19 protein-coding genes and 1 riboswitch are annotated in these 18501 nt (G+C 60.2%); of the genes, 14 read left to right on the forward strand and 5 right to left on the reverse strand.

Features of this window, described 5'->3' with window-relative positions; all coding sequences use genetic code 11:
• From bioB to bioD, 4 genes are read left to right on the forward strand one after another with little or no spacing between them, the layout of a single operon-like run.
• Positions 1–1032, forward strand: a complete 1032-nt coding sequence (gene bioB, locus C1Y42_RS01880; RefSeq protein WP_058757850.1) for a biotin synthase BioB — start codon at positions 1–3, stop codon at positions 1030–1032.
• Positions 1033–2184 (forward strand): 8-amino-7-oxononanoate synthase, encoded by a 1152-nt coding sequence (bioF, locus tag C1Y42_RS01885; protein ID WP_104092711.1) that lies wholly within the window; start codon positions 1033–1035, stop codon positions 2182–2184. It begins immediately after the preceding gene.
• Positions 2165–2920, forward strand: a complete 756-nt coding sequence (bioC, locus tag C1Y42_RS01890; protein WP_104092712.1) for a malonyl-ACP O-methyltransferase BioC — start codon at positions 2165–2167, stop codon at positions 2918–2920. Before bioF ends, bioC begins: the two co-directional genes overlap by 20 nt.
• On the forward strand, positions 2917–3588 hold the full coding sequence (gene bioD / locus C1Y42_RS01895) for a dethiobiotin synthase (protein WP_104092713.1): 672 nt from the start codon (positions 2917–2919) through the stop codon (positions 3586–3588). Before bioC ends, bioD begins: the two co-directional genes overlap by 4 nt.
• A 42-nt stretch (positions 3589–3630) precedes the next feature.
• Here bioD and C1Y42_RS01900 read toward each other — a convergent pair whose 3' ends face one another.
• Positions 3631–4347: an ABC transporter ATP-binding protein gene (locus C1Y42_RS01900; RefSeq protein ID WP_021508499.1), complete on the reverse strand. Its 717-nt coding sequence runs from the start codon at positions 4345–4347 to the stop codon at positions 3631–3633.
• Between the two features lie 918 nt (positions 4348–5265).
• Between C1Y42_RS01900 and uvrB the strand changes: the two genes are divergently transcribed.
• Positions 5266–7287 (forward strand): excinuclease ABC subunit UvrB, encoded by a 2022-nt coding sequence (gene uvrB, locus C1Y42_RS01905; RefSeq protein WP_021508497.1) that lies wholly within the window; start codon positions 5266–5268, stop codon positions 7285–7287.
• Between the two features lie 30 nt (positions 7288–7317).
• Here uvrB and yvcK read toward each other — a convergent pair whose 3' ends face one another.
• Positions 7318–8220: a uridine diphosphate-N-acetylglucosamine-binding protein YvcK gene (yvcK, locus tag C1Y42_RS01910; protein WP_021508496.1), complete on the reverse strand. Its 903-nt coding sequence runs from the start codon at positions 8218–8220 to the stop codon at positions 7318–7320.
• Positions 8221–8414: 194 nt separating this feature from the next.
• A riboswitch (molybdenum cofactor riboswitch) is annotated at positions 8415–8551 on the forward strand.
• Between yvcK and moaA the strand changes: the two genes are divergently transcribed.
• The 7 genes from moaA (at position 8540) to C1Y42_RS01945 (ending at position 13182) form a co-directional block, all read left to right on the forward strand.
• Positions 8540–9526: a GTP 3',8-cyclase MoaA gene (gene moaA / locus C1Y42_RS01915; RefSeq protein ID WP_021508495.1), complete on the forward strand. Its 987-nt coding sequence runs from the start codon at positions 8540–8542 to the stop codon at positions 9524–9526. (Overlaps the previous riboswitch by 12 nt.)
• A gap of 17 nt (positions 9527–9543) precedes the next feature.
• The gene (moaB, locus tag C1Y42_RS01920) at positions 9544–10059 is read left to right on the forward strand and encodes a molybdenum cofactor biosynthesis protein B (RefSeq protein ID WP_104092714.1); all 516 of its coding nucleotides are present in this window, start codon (positions 9544–9546) and stop codon (positions 10057–10059) included.
• A gap of 2 nt (positions 10060–10061) precedes the next feature.
• Positions 10062–10547 (forward strand): cyclic pyranopterin monophosphate synthase MoaC, encoded by a 486-nt coding sequence (gene moaC / locus C1Y42_RS01925; RefSeq protein WP_058757847.1) that lies wholly within the window; start codon positions 10062–10064, stop codon positions 10545–10547.
• Positions 10540–10785, forward strand: coding sequence for a molybdopterin synthase sulfur carrier subunit (gene moaD, locus C1Y42_RS01930; protein ID WP_021508492.1), 246 nt, complete (start codon positions 10540–10542; stop codon positions 10783–10785). The genes moaC and moaD overlap by 8 nt, the downstream gene beginning before the upstream one ends.
• A 2-nt stretch (positions 10786–10787) precedes the next feature.
• Complete coding sequence (gene moaE, locus C1Y42_RS01935) at positions 10788–11240, forward strand: molybdopterin synthase catalytic subunit MoaE (RefSeq protein WP_104092715.1); 453 nt, start codon at positions 10788–10790, stop codon at positions 11238–11240.
• Positions 11241–11322: 82 nt separating this feature from the next.
• Complete coding sequence (locus tag C1Y42_RS01940; protein WP_104092716.1) at positions 11323–12417, forward strand: DUF1615 domain-containing protein; 1095 nt, start codon at positions 11323–11325, stop codon at positions 12415–12417.
• Between the two features lie 57 nt (positions 12418–12474).
• The gene (locus C1Y42_RS01945; protein ID WP_021508489.1) at positions 12475–13182 is read left to right on the forward strand and encodes a Bax inhibitor-1/YccA family protein; all 708 of its coding nucleotides are present in this window, start codon (positions 12475–12477) and stop codon (positions 13180–13182) included.
• A 136-nt stretch (positions 13183–13318) separates the two neighbouring features.
• Here C1Y42_RS01945 and C1Y42_RS01950 read toward each other — a convergent pair whose 3' ends face one another.
• Genes C1Y42_RS01950 through C1Y42_RS01960 form a run of 3 tightly spaced genes read right to left on the reverse strand, consistent with a single transcriptional unit; the run spans position 13319 to position 16286 of the window.
• Positions 13319–14284: a lysylphosphatidylglycerol synthase domain-containing protein gene (locus C1Y42_RS01950; RefSeq protein WP_058757844.1), complete on the reverse strand. Its 966-nt coding sequence runs from the start codon at positions 14282–14284 to the stop codon at positions 13319–13321.
• Complete coding sequence (clsB, locus tag C1Y42_RS01955) at positions 14284–15528, reverse strand: cardiolipin synthase ClsB (protein WP_104092717.1); 1245 nt, start codon at positions 15526–15528, stop codon at positions 14284–14286. The genes C1Y42_RS01950 and clsB overlap by 1 nt, the downstream gene beginning before the upstream one ends.
• Positions 15525–16286: an endonuclease/exonuclease/phosphatase family protein gene (locus tag C1Y42_RS01960; RefSeq protein WP_021508486.1), complete on the reverse strand. Its 762-nt coding sequence runs from the start codon at positions 16284–16286 to the stop codon at positions 15525–15527. Before C1Y42_RS01960 ends, clsB begins: the two co-directional genes overlap by 4 nt.
• Positions 16287–16462: 176 nt before the next feature.
• Here C1Y42_RS01960 and C1Y42_RS01965 point away from each other — a divergent pair, with 176 nt between their 5' ends.
• Complete coding sequence (locus C1Y42_RS01965; RefSeq protein WP_021508485.1) at positions 16463–16855, forward strand: YbhQ family protein; 393 nt, start codon at positions 16463–16465, stop codon at positions 16853–16855.
• Positions 16856–17094: 239 nt separating this feature from the next.
• The gene (gene rhlE / locus C1Y42_RS01970; protein WP_058757842.1) at positions 17095–18501 is read left to right on the forward strand and encodes an ATP-dependent RNA helicase RhlE; all 1407 of its coding nucleotides are present in this window, start codon (positions 17095–17097) and stop codon (positions 18499–18501) included.

The raw sequence follows: 18501 nt of genomic DNA on the forward strand, positions 1-18501 counted from the left end.
ATGGCTAATCGCTGGACACTGGCTCAGGCTCAGGCGCTGTTTGATAAACCTTTTCTCGAGCTGATGTTTGAAGCACAGCAGGTGCACCGCCAGCACTTCGACCCGCGTCAGGTGCAGGTCAGCACGCTGCTGTCGATCAAAACCGGCGCCTGTCCGGAAGACTGTAAATACTGTCCGCAGAGCGCGCGTTACAAAACCGGGCTGGAAACCGAGCGCCTGATGGAGGTGGAGGCGGTGCTGGAATCGGCGCGCAAGGCCAAAGCAGCCGGCTCCAGCCGCTTCTGCATGGGCGCGGCGTGGAAAAACCCGCACGAGCGCGACATGCCGTATCTGGAGCAGATGGTGCAGGGCGTGAAAGCCATGGGCATGGAAACCTGCATGACGCTGGGCACGCTCGACCACGATCAGGCGCAGCGGCTGGCCAGCGCCGGGCTCGATTTTTACAACCATAATCTCGACACCTCGCCGGAGTTTTACGGCAGCATCATCACCACCCGTACCTATCAGGAGCGTCTTGATACGCTGGATAAAGTGCGCAACGCCGGCATCAAAGTGTGTTCAGGCGGCATTGTCGGGCTGGGCGAAACGGTCAACGACCGCGCCGGATTGCTGGTGCAGCTGGCCAACCTGCCCACGCCGCCGGAGAGCGTGCCGATTAACATGCTGGTGAAAGTCAAAGGCACGCCGCTGGCGGATAACGATGACGTCGAGCCGTTCGACTTTATCCGCACCATTGCCGTGGCGCGCATCATGATGCCGACCTCGCACGTGCGCCTGTCGGCCGGTCGCGAGCAGATGAGCGAACAGACCCAGGCGATGTGCTTCATGGCGGGTGCCAACTCGATTTTCTACGGCTGCAAGCTGCTGACCACGCCGAACCCGGAAGAGGACAAAGATCTGATACTGTTCCGCAAGCTGGGCCTGAATCCGGAGCACACCGCCACGACGGCGGGCGATAACGAACAGCAGCATCAGCTCAGCGAGCAGTTGCTGCACGCCGACAGCGCGCAGTTCTATAACGCGGCCGTGTAAATGTGGTCTGAACGTATTGCGCAGGCGCTGACGGCGCAGCGTGCCGCCGACGGCTGGCGGCAGCGGCGGCGCATTGAGCACAACAGCGTGCGTGAAATTACCCTCGACGGGCAGCGCTATCGCCACTTCTCCAGCAATGATTACCTCGGCCTGAGCCAGCATCCGGCGGTGATGGCCGCCTGGCAGCAGGGCGTGCGCGAGGCGGGCGTCGGTGCCGGCGCTTCCGGCCACGTCACCGGCTACAGCCGTCACCATGCGCAGCTGGAGCAGCAGCTGGCGTCCTGGCTCGGCCACCCGCGCGCGCTGCTGTTTATCTCCGGCTTTGCCGCCAACCAGGCAGTAATCCATCTGCTGGCGCAAAAGTCGGATCGCATTATCGCTGACAAACTGGCGCACGCCTCGCTGCTGGATGCCGCCAGCCACAGTCCGGCAACGCTGCGCCGTTTTGCCCACAACCAGCCGGCCAGCCTGGCGAAGCTGCTGGCGACGCGCGCGGAAGGCGGCACGCTGGTGGTGACCGAGGGCGTATTCAGCATGGATGGCGACAGTGCGCCGCTGGCTGAACTTGCCGCCGAAACCCGGCGCGCGGGCGGCTGGCTGCTGGTGGACGATGCGCATGGCATTGGCGTCACCGGTGAGCAGGGGCGCGGCAGCTGCTGGCAGCAGCAGGTGAAACCGGAACTGCTGGTGGTGACCTTTGGTAAAGGCTTTGGCGTCAGCGGCGCCGCGCTGCTGTGTGATGACGCCACCGCAGATTACGTCGAGCAGTTCTCGCGCCATTTAATCTATTCCACCGCCATGCCGCCGGCGCAGTGCTGTGCGCTGCTGGCGGCGCTGCAGCAGATCCAGCAGGGCGACGCGCTGCGGGCCCGGCTGCAGCAGAATATTGCCCGCTTTCGCGCGGGCGCGGCGCAGTTGCCGTGGCAGCTGATGGCCTCTGACAGCGCCATTCAGCCGCTGATCGTTGGCGAAAACCGTGCCGCGCTGGCGCTGTCACAGCGGCTGGCGCAGGCCGGTTGCTGGGTGAGCGCGATCCGGCCACCGACTGTGCCGCCGGGCACCGCGCGGCTGCGCATTACGCTCACCGCCGCGCATCATCCCGAAGATATCGACGCGTTGCTGGAGGCACTGTATGACGCTGCAGGTGAATAAACAGGCGGTGGCGCAGGCGTTTGGCCGGGCGGCCGCGCACTACGAACAGCATGCTCAGCTGCAGCGCCAGAGCGGCGAGGCGCTGCTGGCGCTGACGCCGGCCGGATTTGGCCCGCAGCTGCTGGATGCCGGCTGCGGCACCGGCTGGTTCAGCCGCTACTGGCGCGATCGCGGTCGCCAGGTCTGCGCGCTGGATCTGTCACCGGCGATGCTGCAGGCGGCGCGCGAACAGCAGTCGGCGCACGACTATTTACAGGGCGATATCGACCAGTTACCGCTGGCGGATAACAGTGTCGACGGCGTCTGGAGCAACCTTGCGGTGCAATGGAGCAGCGATCTGCGCACCGCGCTGCAGCAGTTTCTGCGCGTGACGCGCCCGGGCGGCAGCGTGCTGTTCTCGACGCTGCTCGACGGCTCGCTGCAGGAGGTGCATCAGGCGTGGGCGCAGATCGATGGTCGGCGTCACGCCAATCGCTTTATCAGCGACGACGCGTTTGCCGCGGCGACTGCTGGCCTGCCGCTGCGCAGCCAGACGCAGATCGTGACGCTGCATTTTCCCAGCGCGCTGAGCGCCATGCGCTCGCTGAAAGGCATCGGCGCGACGCATCTGCATGAAGGACGGCAGGCAGCCCTGCTGACGCGCCCGCAGCTGGCGCAGCTGGAGCAGCACTGGCCGCAGGATGCGCACGGCTATCGTCTCAGTTATCACCTGATGTATGGAGTTTTACAAAAATGACACGCTGGTTTATTACCGGAACCGACACCGAAGTGGGCAAAACAGTCGCCAGCGGCGCCCTGTTGCAGGCGGCCAGCGCTGCGGGATTACGCACTGCCGGCTACAAACCGGTGGCCTCCGGCTGCGAGGTCACGCCCGACGGCGTGCGCAACAGCGACGCGCTGGCGCTGCAGCGCTACAGCAGCCTGGCGCTGAGCTATGAGCAGGTGAACCCGCTGGCGTTCATCGAACCGACGTCGCCGCATATCGTTAGCGCGGAAGAGGGCAGACCGATTGAATTTACGCAGCTCTCCGCTGGCTTACGCGCGCTGGAGCAGCAGGCTGAATGGGTGCTGGTGGAAGGCGCGGGCGGCTGGTTCACGCCGCTGTCCGCGACGCAAACCTACGCCGACTGGGTCGCCGCCGAGCAGCTGCCGGTGATTCTGGTGGTCGGCGTGAAGCTCGGCTGCATCAACCACGCCATGCTGACGGCGGAAGCGGTGAAAGCGCGCGGGTTGCGCCTTGCCGGCTGGATTGCCAATGACATCCAGCCGCCGGGTAAGCGACATGCGGAATATCTGGCAACGCTGCAGCAGCGGATTGCGGCCCCGTTCCTCGGTGAGATTCCGTGGCTGAGCAGCGCGGCGCAGCAGGCCGACTGTGGCCGTTACCTTACCCTGCCACAGTAAATGGCGCGGCGGCGCAGCACTCTGCGCCGCACGCTACCGACGCTAGGTGGCCGTTAACCACTTACTCACCGTTACATCATCCAGCTGCGCCACGCTGCCCTGCGCCACGTTGCGGCCACGATGCAGCAGCAGAAAATAGTCTGCCACGCGGCGAATGAACGACACATGCTGTTCCAGCAGCAGAATCGTCAGGCCATAGTCGCGGTTCAGGCGGCGAATCAGATTCCCCATCTCCTCCTCCAGCCACGGCGACATGCCTTCGGTGGGTTCATCGAGGATCAATAGTTTCGGCTGCAGCACCAGCGCGCGCGCCAGGGCCAGCTGCTGCTGCTGATCCATCGGCAGTTCGCCGCTGCGCTGATGACGCAGCGAGTAGAGCGCCGGAAACAGATCGAATACCATCTCGGGAATGGCGCGGCTGCGATCGTCCTGTGCCGCCATCAGCGCAATCAGCAGGTTATCTTCCACGCTCATCTGGGAAAAGATGTGGCGTCCCTGTGGTACGTAGCCGATGCCCATGCGCGCGCGTTGCTCAGCAGGCTGCAGCAGCAGGTTTTCCGGCGGCGCGCCGTCTTCCTGCCAGGTCATTGATCCACTATTAATGGGCAGGCGACCCATAATACAGTTCACCAGCGTGGTTTTGCCCATCCCCGGGCTGCCCAGCACGCCGGTGCAGGTGCCTGGCGGCAGATCGAGATCCACATCCCATAAAATATGGTTCTGACCGTAAAATTGATTCACCGAACGTAAACTCAGCATCTGACATTCTCCTTCCAGATTATTCGCCTGAATGCTCCCGCTCTGTGTCGTCTGGCATACAGTCATGCACAATGGCTATTGGGACACTGCTGTCGCCGGCGGCGCTTGTTCATCCTGCCGGCATGGACTCGTCACTCCACCGTTAATTCACTGCAATTCCCAGGCCAGATCCGCCAAAGCAGCCTCAATCGGGGTAAAAGGCAGCGAAACTCGCCATAATTGATGAGCAAAGCTTAACAATTGCCCACAGTAATAACTCGCCTGCACTTTGACGGTGCTGACTGCTTAACGTTTCTGGTGCATCTGTGCTGTCATAAGGCAGGGACTGAAGAAATAAGTGGCCTTAACGCTGGGCTTTTTCCCGTTACGGCACGATGGGGTACGCCAAAAGAATAGTTAAAGCCGCACGGGATGATGGAAAAATAATCGCAAAAAAAATTTTTTCGCACGGCAGGATAAGCGAGGGGAAAATTATACACAGCCGATGGACGTGGGGCTGGATTCAGTTATCCACTATTCCTGTGGATAACCTTGTGCATTAGCGACTGAAAACCGGGCGCAAGCGAGGAAATACGCGGGTTGCATACATAATGCTGCGAAACTGGGCTTTTGAGTCAAAGTCTTTTAAATCAGCAGGTTATTTAAAAGCAAGCCTGAGAATTGTCTGGCTTGTCATCAGACTGCAATTTAATGACGCTCTATTGACAATTGTTAAAAGCGTTGCTCGTCTGGGGATAACCTTGCGCAACAAACGCTTCCGGATTACCGCATAAATTACGCTGAAGCGAATCGCGGCATCTCCCCATCATCGTGCAGTATATCTGTAATTATATCCAGTATTTTTTTCTGGCAAAATCGCCATAGCAGAGTAGAATTACCAGCCTGCCCGCCGACTTCTTCAGCAGGAACCGTAATACCATGAGTAAAGCCTTTAAACTCAACTCCGCTTTCAAACCTTCAGGCGATCAGCCTGAGGCGATTCGTCGCCTTGAAGAAGGGCTGGAGGATGGACTGGCGCACCAGACGCTGCTGGGGGTTACCGGTTCAGGAAAAACTTTTACCATCGCCAACGTCATTGCCGATCTCAACCGGCCGACCATGGTAATGGCACCGAATAAAACGCTGGCGGCACAGCTGTATGGCGAGATGAAAGAGTTCTTTCCGGATAATGCCGTCGAGTTCTTCGTCTCCTACTACGACTACTATCAGCCGGAAGCCTACGTGCCCAGTTCGGATACCTTCATCGAGAAAGATGCGGCGGTAAACGAGCACATCGAGCAGATGCGTCTCTCTGCCACTAAAGCGATGCTGGAGCGCCGCGACGTGATTGTGGTGGCGTCGGTTTCTGCCATCTACGGCCTGGGCGATCCCGATCTCTACCTGAAAATGATGCTGCATCTGACGCGCGGCATGATCATCGACCAGCGCAGCATCCTGCGCCGCCTCGCCGAACTGCAGTACACCCGCAACGATCAGGTTTTCCAGCGCGGCACCTTCCGCGTGCGCGGCGAAGTGATCGATATCTTCCCGGCGGAATCCGATGACATTGGTCTGCGTGTAGAGCTGTTTGATGAAGAGGTTGAGCGCCTGTCGCTGTTCGACCCGCTGACCGGCCAGGTGATCTCGGTGATTCCGCGTTTCACCATCTACCCGAAAACGCACTACGTGACGCCACGCGAGCGTATTCTGCAGGCGATGGAAGAGATCAAGGATGAGCTGGCGGTGCGGCGCAAAGTGCTGCTGGAGAACAACAAACTGCTGGAAGAGCAGCGCATCACCCAGCGCACCCAGTTTGACCTCGAAATGATGAACGAACTCGGTTACTGCTCGGGCATTGAAAACTATTCGCGCTATCTCTCCGGGCGCGGACCGGGCGAGCCGCCGCCGACGCTGTTTGATTACCTGCCGGCGGATGGCCTGCTGGTGGTCGATGAATCCCACGTGACTATTCCGCAGATTGGCGGCATGTATCGCGGTGACCGCGCGCGTAAAGAGACGCTGGTGGAGTACGGTTTCCGCCTGCCGTCAGCGCTGGACAACCGTCCGCTGCGCTTTGAAGAGTTTGAAGCGCTGGCACCGCAGACCATTTACGTCTCGGCCACGCCAGGTAACTACGAGCTGGAGAAATCGGGCGGCGACGTCATCGATCAGGTGGTGCGGCCTACCGGTCTGCTCGATCCGATCCTTGAGGTGCGTCCGGTGGCGACCCAGGTCGACGATCTGCTGTCGGAGATCCGCAAGCGCGTCGAAATCAACGAGCGCGTGCTGGTTACCACGCTGACCAAGCGCATGGCCGAAGACCTCACCGAGTATCTTGAAGAGCACGGCGAGAAGGTGCGTTATCTGCACTCCGACATTGATACCGTTGAGCGTATGGAGATCATTCGCGATCTACGTCTCGGGGAGTTTGACGTGCTGGTGGGGATCAACCTGCTGCGCGAAGGGCTGGATATGCCGGAAGTGTCGCTGGTGGCGATTCTTGACGCCGATAAAGAGGGCTTCCTGCGCTCCGAGCGCTCGCTGATTCAGACCATCGGACGCGCGGCGCGTAACGTCAACGGCAGAGCGATTCTATACGCAGATAAGATCACGCCGTCGATGGCGCGGGCGATGGAAGAGACCGAGCGCCGCCGCGAGAAGCAGCAGCGTTATAACGAAGAGCGGGGCATTGTGCCGCAGGGCCTGAACAAGAAAATCACCGATATTCTTGAGCTGGGCAAAAACGTGGTGAAAACGCGCGGCAAAGGCAAAACGGCTTCACGCACGGCCGCCGAGGCTGAGGCCAGCTATCTGGCGCTCACGCCCCAGGCCATGCAGAAGAAGATCCACGAGCTGGAAGGGCAGATGCAGCAGCACGCGCAGAACCTGGAGTTCGAAGAGGCCGCGCGGGTGCGCGACCAGCTGCACGAGCTGCGTGAACTGTTTATCGCCGCCTCTTAATCTGAAGCCGGCGGTCGCGTTTCGCGCCGGCTAAACCGCCTGAATGGCATGTTCCAGCGCGCGGCGCAGCAGCTGGCGGTCGTGACGATAGCGGATATCGGCGGCTTCCAGCGGTTCGCGCACGATCAACCGCTCAGTGACGCCGCGCGTGTCTGCTGACGGGCCGACCACTACAGCGTCAATCACCCGTTTGCCAATGGCTTTTTCCATCATCGCCAGCTTGTCGGCGACCGTCAGGCTGGCCGCCGCCGGGCTCAGTTCGCGCCCGAGATTTCCGATGAACACCATGGTGGCGGGCGTCCGGCGCAGCGCGCGTGCCATCTCCTCCATCAGCAGAATCGGCATCAGGCTGGTGTAAAAGCTGCCGGGACCAATCAGGATCAAATCGGCCTCGGCGACGGCGTCCAGCGCTTCACGCGTCGGCACCACATTGGGGTGCAGCATCAGCTCTTCCGGCGCCTGCTTCATTTCGTCAATCGCCGTTTCGCCGTACACCATATTGCCTTCGCTATCCTGCGCGACCAGGTCCACCGGCTGCTCTGACATCGGAATCAGAAACGCATCCACCTTCAGCAGGTTGCGGATAATGTTGATGGCTTCCAGCGGACGCACGCTGAGATGATCGAGCGCTTTCAGGATCAGATTGCCCAGATTATGCCCGGCCAGTTCGCCGTTGCCGGTAAAGCGATACTCGAACATGGCAGAGGCCACGCTGGGTTCGGTGATCAGCTGATTAATGCAGTTGCGCATGTCGCCCCAGGCAATGCCGCCTTCTGAACGGCGTATGCGGCCGGTGGATCCGCCGTTGTCGGTGGTGGTGACGATGCCGGTCAGGCGTGAGCCCAGCGGCGCCAGCGCCGACATCACGCGGCCAAGGCCGTGGCCGCCGCCGAGTGCCACCACGCGATCCAAATCTGCCAGGGTACGATTCATGCTGCTCCTTAAAACGCCGCACGTGAGGTGCAGACGGCGTTCAACTGATGTGTATCAATATCTGTCGCGCATTTTACCGTATCCTGTCGCGAAAATGCGGTGAAATAACGTTATGTATCAATATATATAGCGATAAATGCCGATGGATGCGAGCGTCAAATCGCGCTACCATTTGCTTTAACCGTGTTGTCCACAATGACAACAGACTCCCAAGCCTTGCGTTCCTAAGTCGTGTGATATGGATGCCTGGCCGCAGCCGCGAGCTGCCAGGGTGCAGAAAGAAATGACTGCATCTCCCGTACTTTGGAAAGGTGTTCAGGTGCCACAATTTACAGATGCCTATGCGCGCAGCTTTTATTATCTGCGCCTGTCGGTCACGGATGTGTGTAACTTCCGTTGTACCTACTGCCTGCCCGACGGCTACCGGCCAAACGGCGTGCACAACAAAAGTTTTCTCTCGCTGGATGAGATTCGTCGCGTGACGCGTGCCTTTGCGGCAGCGGGCACTGAAAAAGTGCGCCTGACCGGCGGCGAACCCTCGATGCGGCGCGACTTCACCGATATCATTGCCGCCGTGCGCGACAACGCGGCAATCCGCCAGATCGCCATGACCACCAATGGCTACCGCATGGCGCGCGACGTCGGCGCCTGGCGTGCGGCAGGCCTCACCCATATCAATGTCAGCGTCGACAGCCTCGACGCACGGCAGTTTCACGCCATTACCGGGCAGAACAAGTTTCATGAAGTCATGGCGGGGATTGATGCGGCCTTTGATGCCGGTTTCAGCACCGTCAAAGTCAACAGCGTGCTGATGCGCGACGTCAACAGCCACAGCCTGGAGACCTTTCTGGCGTGGATCCGCACCCGGCCGATTCAGCTGCGCTTTATCGAGCTGATGGAAACCGGCGAGGGCGGCGATCTGTTCCGCCGTCATCATGTGTCCGGCGAGGTGATCCGCGATCAGCTGATCATGCAGGGCTGGCAGCGCCAGCCGCGCGGCCGCAGCGATGGTCCGGCCCAGGTGTTCCGCCATCCGGATTATCAGGGTGAAGTTGGCCTGATCATGCCGTATGAAAAAGATTTCTGCGCCAGCTGTAATCGTCTGCGCGTATCGGCGATCGGTAACCTGCATCTGTGCCTGTTTGGCGACGGCGGCGTGCCGCTGCGCGATCTGCTGGCCTCCGACGATCAGCAGGCCGAGCTACAGGCGCGCATCGCTCACAGCCTCGGGCAGAAGAAGCAGACGCATTTCCTGCATCAGGGCAATACCGGCATCACGCAGAACCTCTCCTTCATTGGTGGCTAAACACAGGAGTTACGGCCATGGGTAAACCTTCCGGCGATTTTGTCGCCTTAAATGTGGCGGTGATGACCGTCTCTGACAGCCGCGACGCCAGCAGTGACAGCTCCGGCGACTATCTGCGTGAGGCGCTGACCGAAGCCGGGCATCAGGTGGTTGATCACGCCATCGTCCCGGACAACCGTTATCGCATCCGCGCCACGGTGTCGCGCTGGATCGCCAGTGAAGATGTGCAGGTGGTGCTGATTAACGGCGGTACCGGCTTTAACAGTAAAAACAGTACGCCGGAAGCGCTGCTGCCGCTGCTGGATCGCGAAATTGACGGCTTTGGCGAACTGTTTCGCATGATCTCTTACGAGGAGATCGGTAGCGCGACGCTGCAATCACGCGCGGTGGCCGGTCTGGCCAACCAGACGCTGCTGTTTGCCGTGCCGGGCTCAACCGGTGCCTGCCGCAGTGCATGGGAGCGGATCATTGAAGCCCAGCTGGATGCGCGTACGCGTCCGTGTAATTTTGTCTCACATTTGAAGAAGTTATAAGCATGTCCTCGTTAACCCATATCAACGCGGCCGGCGAAGCCCACATGGTGGACGTCTCCGGCAAAACTGACACCGTGCGAGAAGCGCAGGCGGAAGCGCTGGTGCTGATGCAGCCGGCCACGCTGCAAATGATCCTCGACGGTAGTCATGACAAAGGCGATGTTTTCGCCACCGCACGCATTGCCGGTATTCAGGCGGCGAAGCGTACCTGGGAACTGATTCCGCTGTGCCATCCGCTGATGCTGAGCAAAGTCGAGGTGACGCTGGTGGCTGAGCCGGAGCACAGCCGCGTACGCATTACCTCGCGCTGTCGCCTGAGCGGCAAAACCGGCGTGGAAATGGAAGCGCTGACCGCCGCGTCGGTCGCGGCGCTGACCATCTACGACATGTGCAAAGCGGTGCAGAAAGATATCGTCATCGACCAGCTGCGGCTGCTGAGCAAAAGCGGCGGTAAATCCGGTGATTTCCAGGCGGTGCGCCATGATTAAGGTGCTGTTTTTTGCCCAGGTGCGCGAACTGACCGGCACCGCCGCGCTGGACCTGGCGGCAGAGTATGCTGACGTCGCCACGCTGCGCGCTGCGCTGGCGCAGAAAAGCGATCGCTGGGCGCTGGCGCTGGAGTCCGGCAAGCTGCTGGCGGCGGTGAATCAGACGCTGGTGCCGATGAACCATCCGCTGCGCGCCGGTGATGAAGTGGCGTTCTTCCCGCCGGTTACCGGAGGCTGAGCATGACAACCCGAATTCGCGTCGGCAGCGCGCCGTTTAACGTTGGCGACGAGTATGCGCTGCTGGCGGCGCATGACAGCGACGGCGCGGTCGTCACCTTCACCGGCAAAGTCCGCAACCACAATCTCGGCGACAGCGTGGCCGTGTTAACGCTGGAGCACTATCCGGGTATGACGGAAAAAGCGCTGGCAGAGATTGTGGCGGATGCGCGTCAGCGCTGGGCGCTGCAGCAGGTGACGGTGATTCATCGCGTAGGCGAACTGTTCCCCGGTGATGAGATCGTGTTCGTTGGCGTCAGCAGCGCCCATCGCGGCAGCGCCTTTGCCGCCAGTGAATTCATCATGGATTACCTGAAAACCCGCGCGCCGTTCTGGAAGCGCGAAGCCACCGCGCAGGGCGATCGCTGGGTCGATGCCCGCGACAGCGACCATCAGGCCGCTGAACGCTGGAACTAGCGCGCAAAATCCGCCCGCGCTGATAGCCGCCAGACCACGAAAACGGTAAGGTACGGTTTTTGCTGGCTTATCAGGGAGCAGGATGAACACCAACACGATATTACGCGGCGCAGCGCTGCTGGCTGCGCTGGTGCTGGCCGGATGCAGCACCAAAAAGGAGCCGCAGCTACCGGCCCGCCAGCCCGCTGACGTGAAAGCGCAAATTCAGCAATTGCTGCCCGCCCATGTGACGCAAAAATCGGCCTGGGCCGACGACATCTATACCGCGCTGCGCGTGCAGCACATCGACGCCAGCGCCAGCAATATTTGCGCGGTGATCGCCGTGACCGATCAGGAATCTAACTTCAGCGCCGATGCCACCGTGCCGGGTCTGCCAAAAATCGCCTGGGCTGAAATTGACCGCCGCGCCGCCAGCGTGCACGTGCCGGCGTTTCTGGTGCGCACCGCGTTACTGATCAAATCCTCCAACGGCGAGAGCTACGCGGCACGTCTCGATAAGGTGCACAGCGAGAAAGAGCTGAGCGCCATTTTCGATGACTTTATCGATATGGTGCCGATGGGGCAGAAGCTGTTCGGTAATCTCAACCCAATCCACACCGGCGGGCCGATGCAGGTCAGCATTGCCTTTGCCGAAGCGCATGCGCAGGGCTATCCATACCCGATTGACGGTTCGATCCGGCGCGAAGTGTTTAGCCGGCGCGGCGGTATCTACTTCGGCACGCTGCACCTGCTGGGTTATCCGGTGGATTACAGCCAGCCGCTGTATCGCTTTGCTGACTTCAACGCCGGCTGGTACGCCAGCCGCAACGCCGCGTTCCAGGCTGCGGTGGCGCGTGCCAGCGGCATCAAACTGGCGCTGGACGGCGACCTGATCCGCTACGGCAGCGAACAGGCGAGCGCCACCGAACTGGCGGTGCGCACGCTGGCGAAGCAGCTGGACATGAGCCCGCGGGAAATTCGCCGCGATCTGGAGAAGGGCGACAGCGAAAGCTTCAGCGACAGCACGCTGTGGAAACAGACCTTTATCCTCGCCGATAAGATGGCGGGAAAACGTCTGCCGCGCGAAGTGCTGCCGGGCATTAAGCTGGAGAGCCCGAAAATTACCCGTAATCTCACCACCGCGTGGTTTGCCCAGCGGGTTGACGGGCGATATCAGCAGTGTATGACGCGCCGTTGACGATCCGTGGTGTACACTTCACACTGACGTTATCAGTAACTTTTAAAGAGGTGCATCATGGATCGATATCCACGTAATGGTTCAATCGTGCAGCAGGCGTCGACCGGGCTGCAAACCTATATGGCGCAGGTGTATGGCTGGATGACCTGCGGCTTACTGCTGACGGCGTTTGTGTCGTGGTTTGCCGCGCGCACGCCTGCCGTCATGGAGCTGGTGTTTGCCAATCGCATCACCTTCTTCGGCCTGATTATCGCGCAGCTGGCGCTGGTGTTCGTGCTTTCCGGCATGGTGCAGCGCATGAGCGGCGCCGTGGCGACCGGGCTGTTTATGCTCTATTCCGCGCTGACCGGGCTGACAATGGCGAGTATTTTCCTTGTTTATACCTACTCGTCGATCGCCAGTACCTTCTTCGTTACCGCGGGTATGTTTGGTGCCATGAGCTTTTACGGCTACACCACCAAACGCGACCTGAGCCGCTTCGGCAGCCTGCTGTTTATGGCGCTGATCGGCATTCTGCTGGCGTCGCTGGTGAACTTCTGGCTGAAAAGCCCGGCGCTGATGTGGGCGATTACCTATATCGGCGTGGTGGTGTTTGTGGGCCTGACGGCTTATGACACGCAGAAGCTGAAAGCCATCGGTGAGGGCATTGATGTTAACGATAAAGAGAATCTGCGCCGCTTCTCCATCATGGGCGCGCTGACGCTGTATCTCGACTTCATCAACCTGTTCCTGATGCTGCTGCGGATTTTCGGTAACCGTCGCTAAGAGTAACCAGCCATTAAGGCTGTGAAAATAATCGCGCCGCTACGGCGAGGTAAACGGTTTGTACTTATCAGCCTGTTTCACCTTCTCCGTAGCGGCGTAATGTATTACGCGTTATTCAGCCTCCACCTGGCACGCTTTATCGCGCCGCCATCTTGCGCTCATTCTTCTGCCGTAAATGCTTCGCGCGGCTCTCCAGCCACAGATACAGCACCAGTGCCAGCAGCAGCGGCAGAATAAAATAGAGCACGCGATAAGCCAGCAGCGCGGCGATAATCTCACCGTGCGAAGCATGCTGGCCGCTGAGCAGCGCGAGGAACACTGCTTCCAGCACGCCAATGCCCGCCGGAATATGAATAATCACCCCGGCAATACTGCTGATTAACAGCACGCCCAGCACGATGGGATAATCCACTTCACGCGCCAGCAGCAGCCAGATAATGGTGCCCATCACCATCCAGTTGGCGCAGGAAACGGCAAACTGAAACAGCGCCATGCGCAGTGAGGGCAGCTGCAGATGCTGGCCCTTCACCGTCCAGCGGCGCTTCTTCGCGAAAGCACAGGCCCACAGATAAACCGCCACCATCGCCAGCAGGACCGCACCAATCACCCGTAGCGTGCCTTCGCCGATGAACCAGCCGGGCGGAATCGGCACCATGCCGGAGACAAATACTACGCCGCCAAGCAAAATGTAGCCGAGCCAGTTAGTGGCAATACTCAGTGAAAAGATGCGCGTGATGGTGCCGCCGGGCAGGCCGAGGCGCGAATAGAGGCGATAGCGCATCGCCACACCGCCCACCCAGGTGCTCAGCGTCAGGTTAAAGGCGTAACAGATGAATGACACCAGCATCACCTGACGTTTCGCCAGCTTATGCCCGCAGTAGGCGCGGCCAATCAAATCGTACAGACCGTAGGTGAGGTAGCTCACCACCACTAACGCGGCGGCGCTCAGCACCACGTAGCGGTTATAGCCGACGATGACCTTATACACGTCCTCCCAGTTCACCTTGCGTGCGTAAACCACCAGCAGCACGATCACCGCAATGAAGAACAGCCAGGTAAGGATTTTTTTCGCTAACTGCCAGCGCGGGTTCTTTTTGCTCATCAGGGTTTCGCTCCTTCGTTATCGGCTTCAACCCGGTCCTGGGTTTCCATTTCCGGCTGCACCGGCGGATCGACCTGAGACAAGTGGGGCGTATGGGCAGGCAGCCAGCCGGCGATGGCCGGGAAATGGCGCAGGAAATGGAACACGACGACGCTTTTGGTCAGCTGCCACCAGGTGCGCGGCGGCAGCTTGTCTTCATCGACGCGCACGCAGTCCGCAGCCAGCAGCTGCTCAAGGTTATCGCGCAGCGTCTGGTTGAAGGCGTGGTCGTGGATGATCAGGTTGGCTTCGAGATTCAGCGACAGGCTGAGCGGGTCGAGGTTGCTGGAACCGACCGTTGACCACTGCTGATCCTGCACCGCCACTTTGCCATGCAGCGGGCGGCGGCAGTATTCGTACACTTCAACGCCAGCATCCACCAGATAGTTGTACAGCAGCTCGGCGCCGACTTTGACAATCGGCATGTCCGGTTCACCCTGCACAATCAGCCGCACGCGCACACCGCGCTGAGCCGCACTGCGCATTTCCCGCAGCAGGCGATAGCCGGGGAAGAAGTAGGCGTTGGCGATAATCACATCCTGCTTCGCCTTGCGCAGCATATCGAGATAGTGCTGTTCGATGTCGTCGCGGTGCTCATCGTTATCGCGGTAGACAAACAGCACCTGCGCATCACCGGGCAGGGCGTTCACCGCCAGGCGCTGGGAGCGCGCGCCCCACCAGCGGCGCGTTACCTGTTCGCTGCCGATCGCCTGCTGTACATAGCGCGCGATATCCAGCACCACCGGTCCTGTCACCTCCACGGCGTAATCCTGCTTGGCTTCCGGCCCGTAATCGGTGTTGTGCTCGGCGGAGAAATTGATACCGCCAACAAACGCAATCTCCTCATCAATTACCACAATTTTGCGATGCAGACGGCGGAACACGTTGGTGCGCATGCCCATCACCAGCGGGCGCGGATCGTAATAGATAAAGCGCACGCCTGCTTCGGTCAGGCTGTTAATGTACTGGCTGGAAAGATCCGGCGAGCCGTAGCCATCCACCATCACTTCCACCTTAACACCGCGCTGCGCGGCGGCCAGCAGATCGCGGTGCAGCGCCTTACCGACCTCATCTTCAAACAGGATAAACGTCTCCAGCAGCAGCGTACGCTGGGCGCGCTGAATCGCGCCGGAGACGCGTGGAAAGAATTGATCGCCATTCTCCAGCAGCCGCAGCTGGTTACCTTCGCGCCAGCTGAAATTCATAGAAAGATCTCCACGGCCAGCGGGGCATGATCGGACAGATGTGACCAGGGTTTCACCGGCAGCGCCCACGGCTGGCTCACCGACGCATTACGGATATAGATGCGATCGAGACGCAGCAGCGGAAAGCGCGCCGGGAAGGTGCGCGCCGGGCGACCGTTTTTCATGCTAAACACCTCCTGCAGACCGGCTCCGCGCTGTAAAAATCGATTAGCGCGTACCTGCCAGTCATTAAAATCGCCGGCCACCACCAGGGGCGCATCCGGTGGCAGCGACTCAATCAGTTCACACATCATGCGCATCTGCGCCAGACGGTGCTTCTCTTTCAGGCCGAGGTGCACGCACAACGTGTGAATCGGTTCCGGCCGATCCGGCAGGCTGATCTGGCAGTGCAACATGCCGCGTTTCTCACTGCCGGCGACAGAAATATCGCGGTTTTGGTATTCGGTGATCGGAAAGCGTGACAGTATCGCGTTGCCATGATGGCCCTCGGGATAGACCGCGTTGCGGCCGTAAGCGAAGTCGTGCCACATGGTGTCGGCAAGGTATTCGTAGTGCGAATTTTCCGGCCAGTTTTCAATGTGTGCGGAGTGGATGGCGTGCGTGCCCATCACCTCCTGTAAAAAGACGATATCCGCCGAGGTCGCGCGCACTGCGTCGCGCAGTTCCGGCAGGATAAAGCGACGGTTAAAGCTGGTGAACCCCTTATGGGTATTGATCGTCAGGACTTTAAATGAAGATCCTTGCGTGTTTTGTGGCATACTGCGACGCGCTCCTTTTCATCATCAACAGAACAAAGTGTAGTCTTTGTCACAAATGGGTGGTGCTGGAGACAGAAAATTAGGGTGTTATCCGAAATTTGCTTTACATTGAGGAAATCCGTCTGGCTGCGGTCAGATACACTTGGGCGACCTGTTGGGTCTGCCAGGAGAAGAGAATGAAATGGTCTAATCGTGTTCAGATTGTTACCGGTCAAACCTGCCTGCATATTGCGACCCACCTGCTGGTGATCGCGGCGCTGGTGTGGGGCTGGAAACATAAGGCACTGGTCGAAGTGAGCAGTACCCTGGTGGCAGCTTATGCGCTGGTGTTCATCACCATGCTGGCCCTGCAGCGTAGTGCCCGTTTGCGCCGCTTTGGTGACTCTCTGGAAGAAGTGACGACGACATACTACTTCGGCGCGGCGATGCTGACGCTGTTCCTGATTTCACGCTTCATCCACAACAATCTGCTGATTGGTTGTCTGGGCGTGGTGATGCTGGTGGGCCCGGCGCTGGTGTCGCTGCTGGCCAAAGAGCCACCGCAGCGCGTGCAGAAAAAACGCAGCTAAGCGGATGTGCCAGCAAGAAAAGAGGAGCCCACTGCGGCTCCTTTTTTACGCGCTACCGCGCAGCGGCCCATCACCCTCACGTTTTGCTGGTCGCGGTTCTTGCGGAAAGCTGCTACACTGCCGCTCTTACGCATGGTAGTTTGTGCCCTTTTCACACGCAGGCCTTGAGGCTGCGTCATATCCCCCCTGAAAACTACATCGCGCAGCGCGATCAGGGCGGTTCGGAGTAATACACCTGCATGTCTTTTGACTCTCTCGGCTTGAATGCCGATATTTTGCGTGCGGTAGCAGAACAGGGCTACCGTGAACCGACGCCAATCCAGCGTCAGGCGATTCCCGTGGTGCTGGCCGGTCGTGACCTGCTGGCGAGCGCCCAGACCGGCACGGGTAAAACCGCCGGTTTCACGCTGCCTCTGCTGCAGCGTCTGTCAGAAAAACCGGCAGCGGCGCGCGGTCGCCGTCCGGTACGTGCGCTGATCCTCACGCCAACCCGTGAACTGGCGGCGCAGGTTGGCGAAAACGTACGTGAATACAGCCAGTACCTCAACATGCGTTCGCTGGTGGTGTTCGGCGGCGTCAGCATTAATCCGCAGATGATGAAACTGCGCGGCGGTGTCGATGTACTGATCGCCACGCCGGGGCGTCTGCTCGATCTGGCGCACCAGAACGCGGTCGATCTATCGCAGGTGGAAATCCTGGTGCTGGACGAAGCGGATCGCATGCTCGACATGGGCTTCATCCACGACATTCGCCGCGTGCTGGCAAAACTGCCGGCCAAACGGCAGAACCTGCTGTTCTCTGCCACCTTCTCGGACGAGATCAAAGCGCTGGCGGAAAAACTGCTCACCAACCCGGAACAGGTAGAAGTGGCACGCCGCAACACCGCTTCCGAGCAGGTGTCGCAGCAGGTGCATTTTGTCGATAAGAAGCGCAAACGGGAACTGCTGTCGCTGATGATTGGTCGCGACAACTGGCAGCAGGTGCTGGTGTTCACCCGCACCAAGCACGGTGCTAACCACCTCGCTGAGCAGCTCAATAAAGATGGCATCACGGCCGCCGCGATCCACGGCAACAAGAGCCAGGGCGCACGTACCCGTGCGCTGGCCGACTTCAAAACCGGCGGCATTCGCGTGCTGGTGGCGACGGATATTGCCGCGCGCGGTCTGGATATCGAAGAGCTGCCGCACGTGGTCAACTACGAGCTGCCGAACGTGGCGGAAGATTACGTGCACCGCATCGGCCGCACCGGTCGTGCCGCGGCCACCGGTGCTGCGCTGTCGCTGGTGTGCGTGGACGAGCACAAGCTGCTGCGTGATATCGAGCGCCTGCTGAAGCGGGAAATTCCGCGCATTGCGCTGCCGGGCTTTGAGCCGGATCCGAGCATCAAGGCGGAGCCGATTCAGAATGGCCGCCAGCAGCAGCCACGCGGACGTGGCCAGGGCCGCGCGCCGGGGCAGGGTGCTGACGCACCGCGCAGCCGCAGCGGCGGCAATGGTCAGCGTGCCAGCGCCGGTAACGGCGGCGCGCGGCCACAGGGCGAGGCGCGTGCACCGCGTCGTTCGGGCAACAACGGCCCGGCGGCAGGCAACGCGGGTAAACCGGCGCGCTCACGTCGTCCGGCAGCGAAGAGCAACGGGAACGCGTAA

The sequence above is a fragment of the Pantoea sp. ICBG 985 genome (genome assembly GCF_002928365.1).
GTDB lineage: Bacteria > Pseudomonadota > Gammaproteobacteria > Enterobacterales > Enterobacteriaceae > Pantoea > Pantoea dispersa.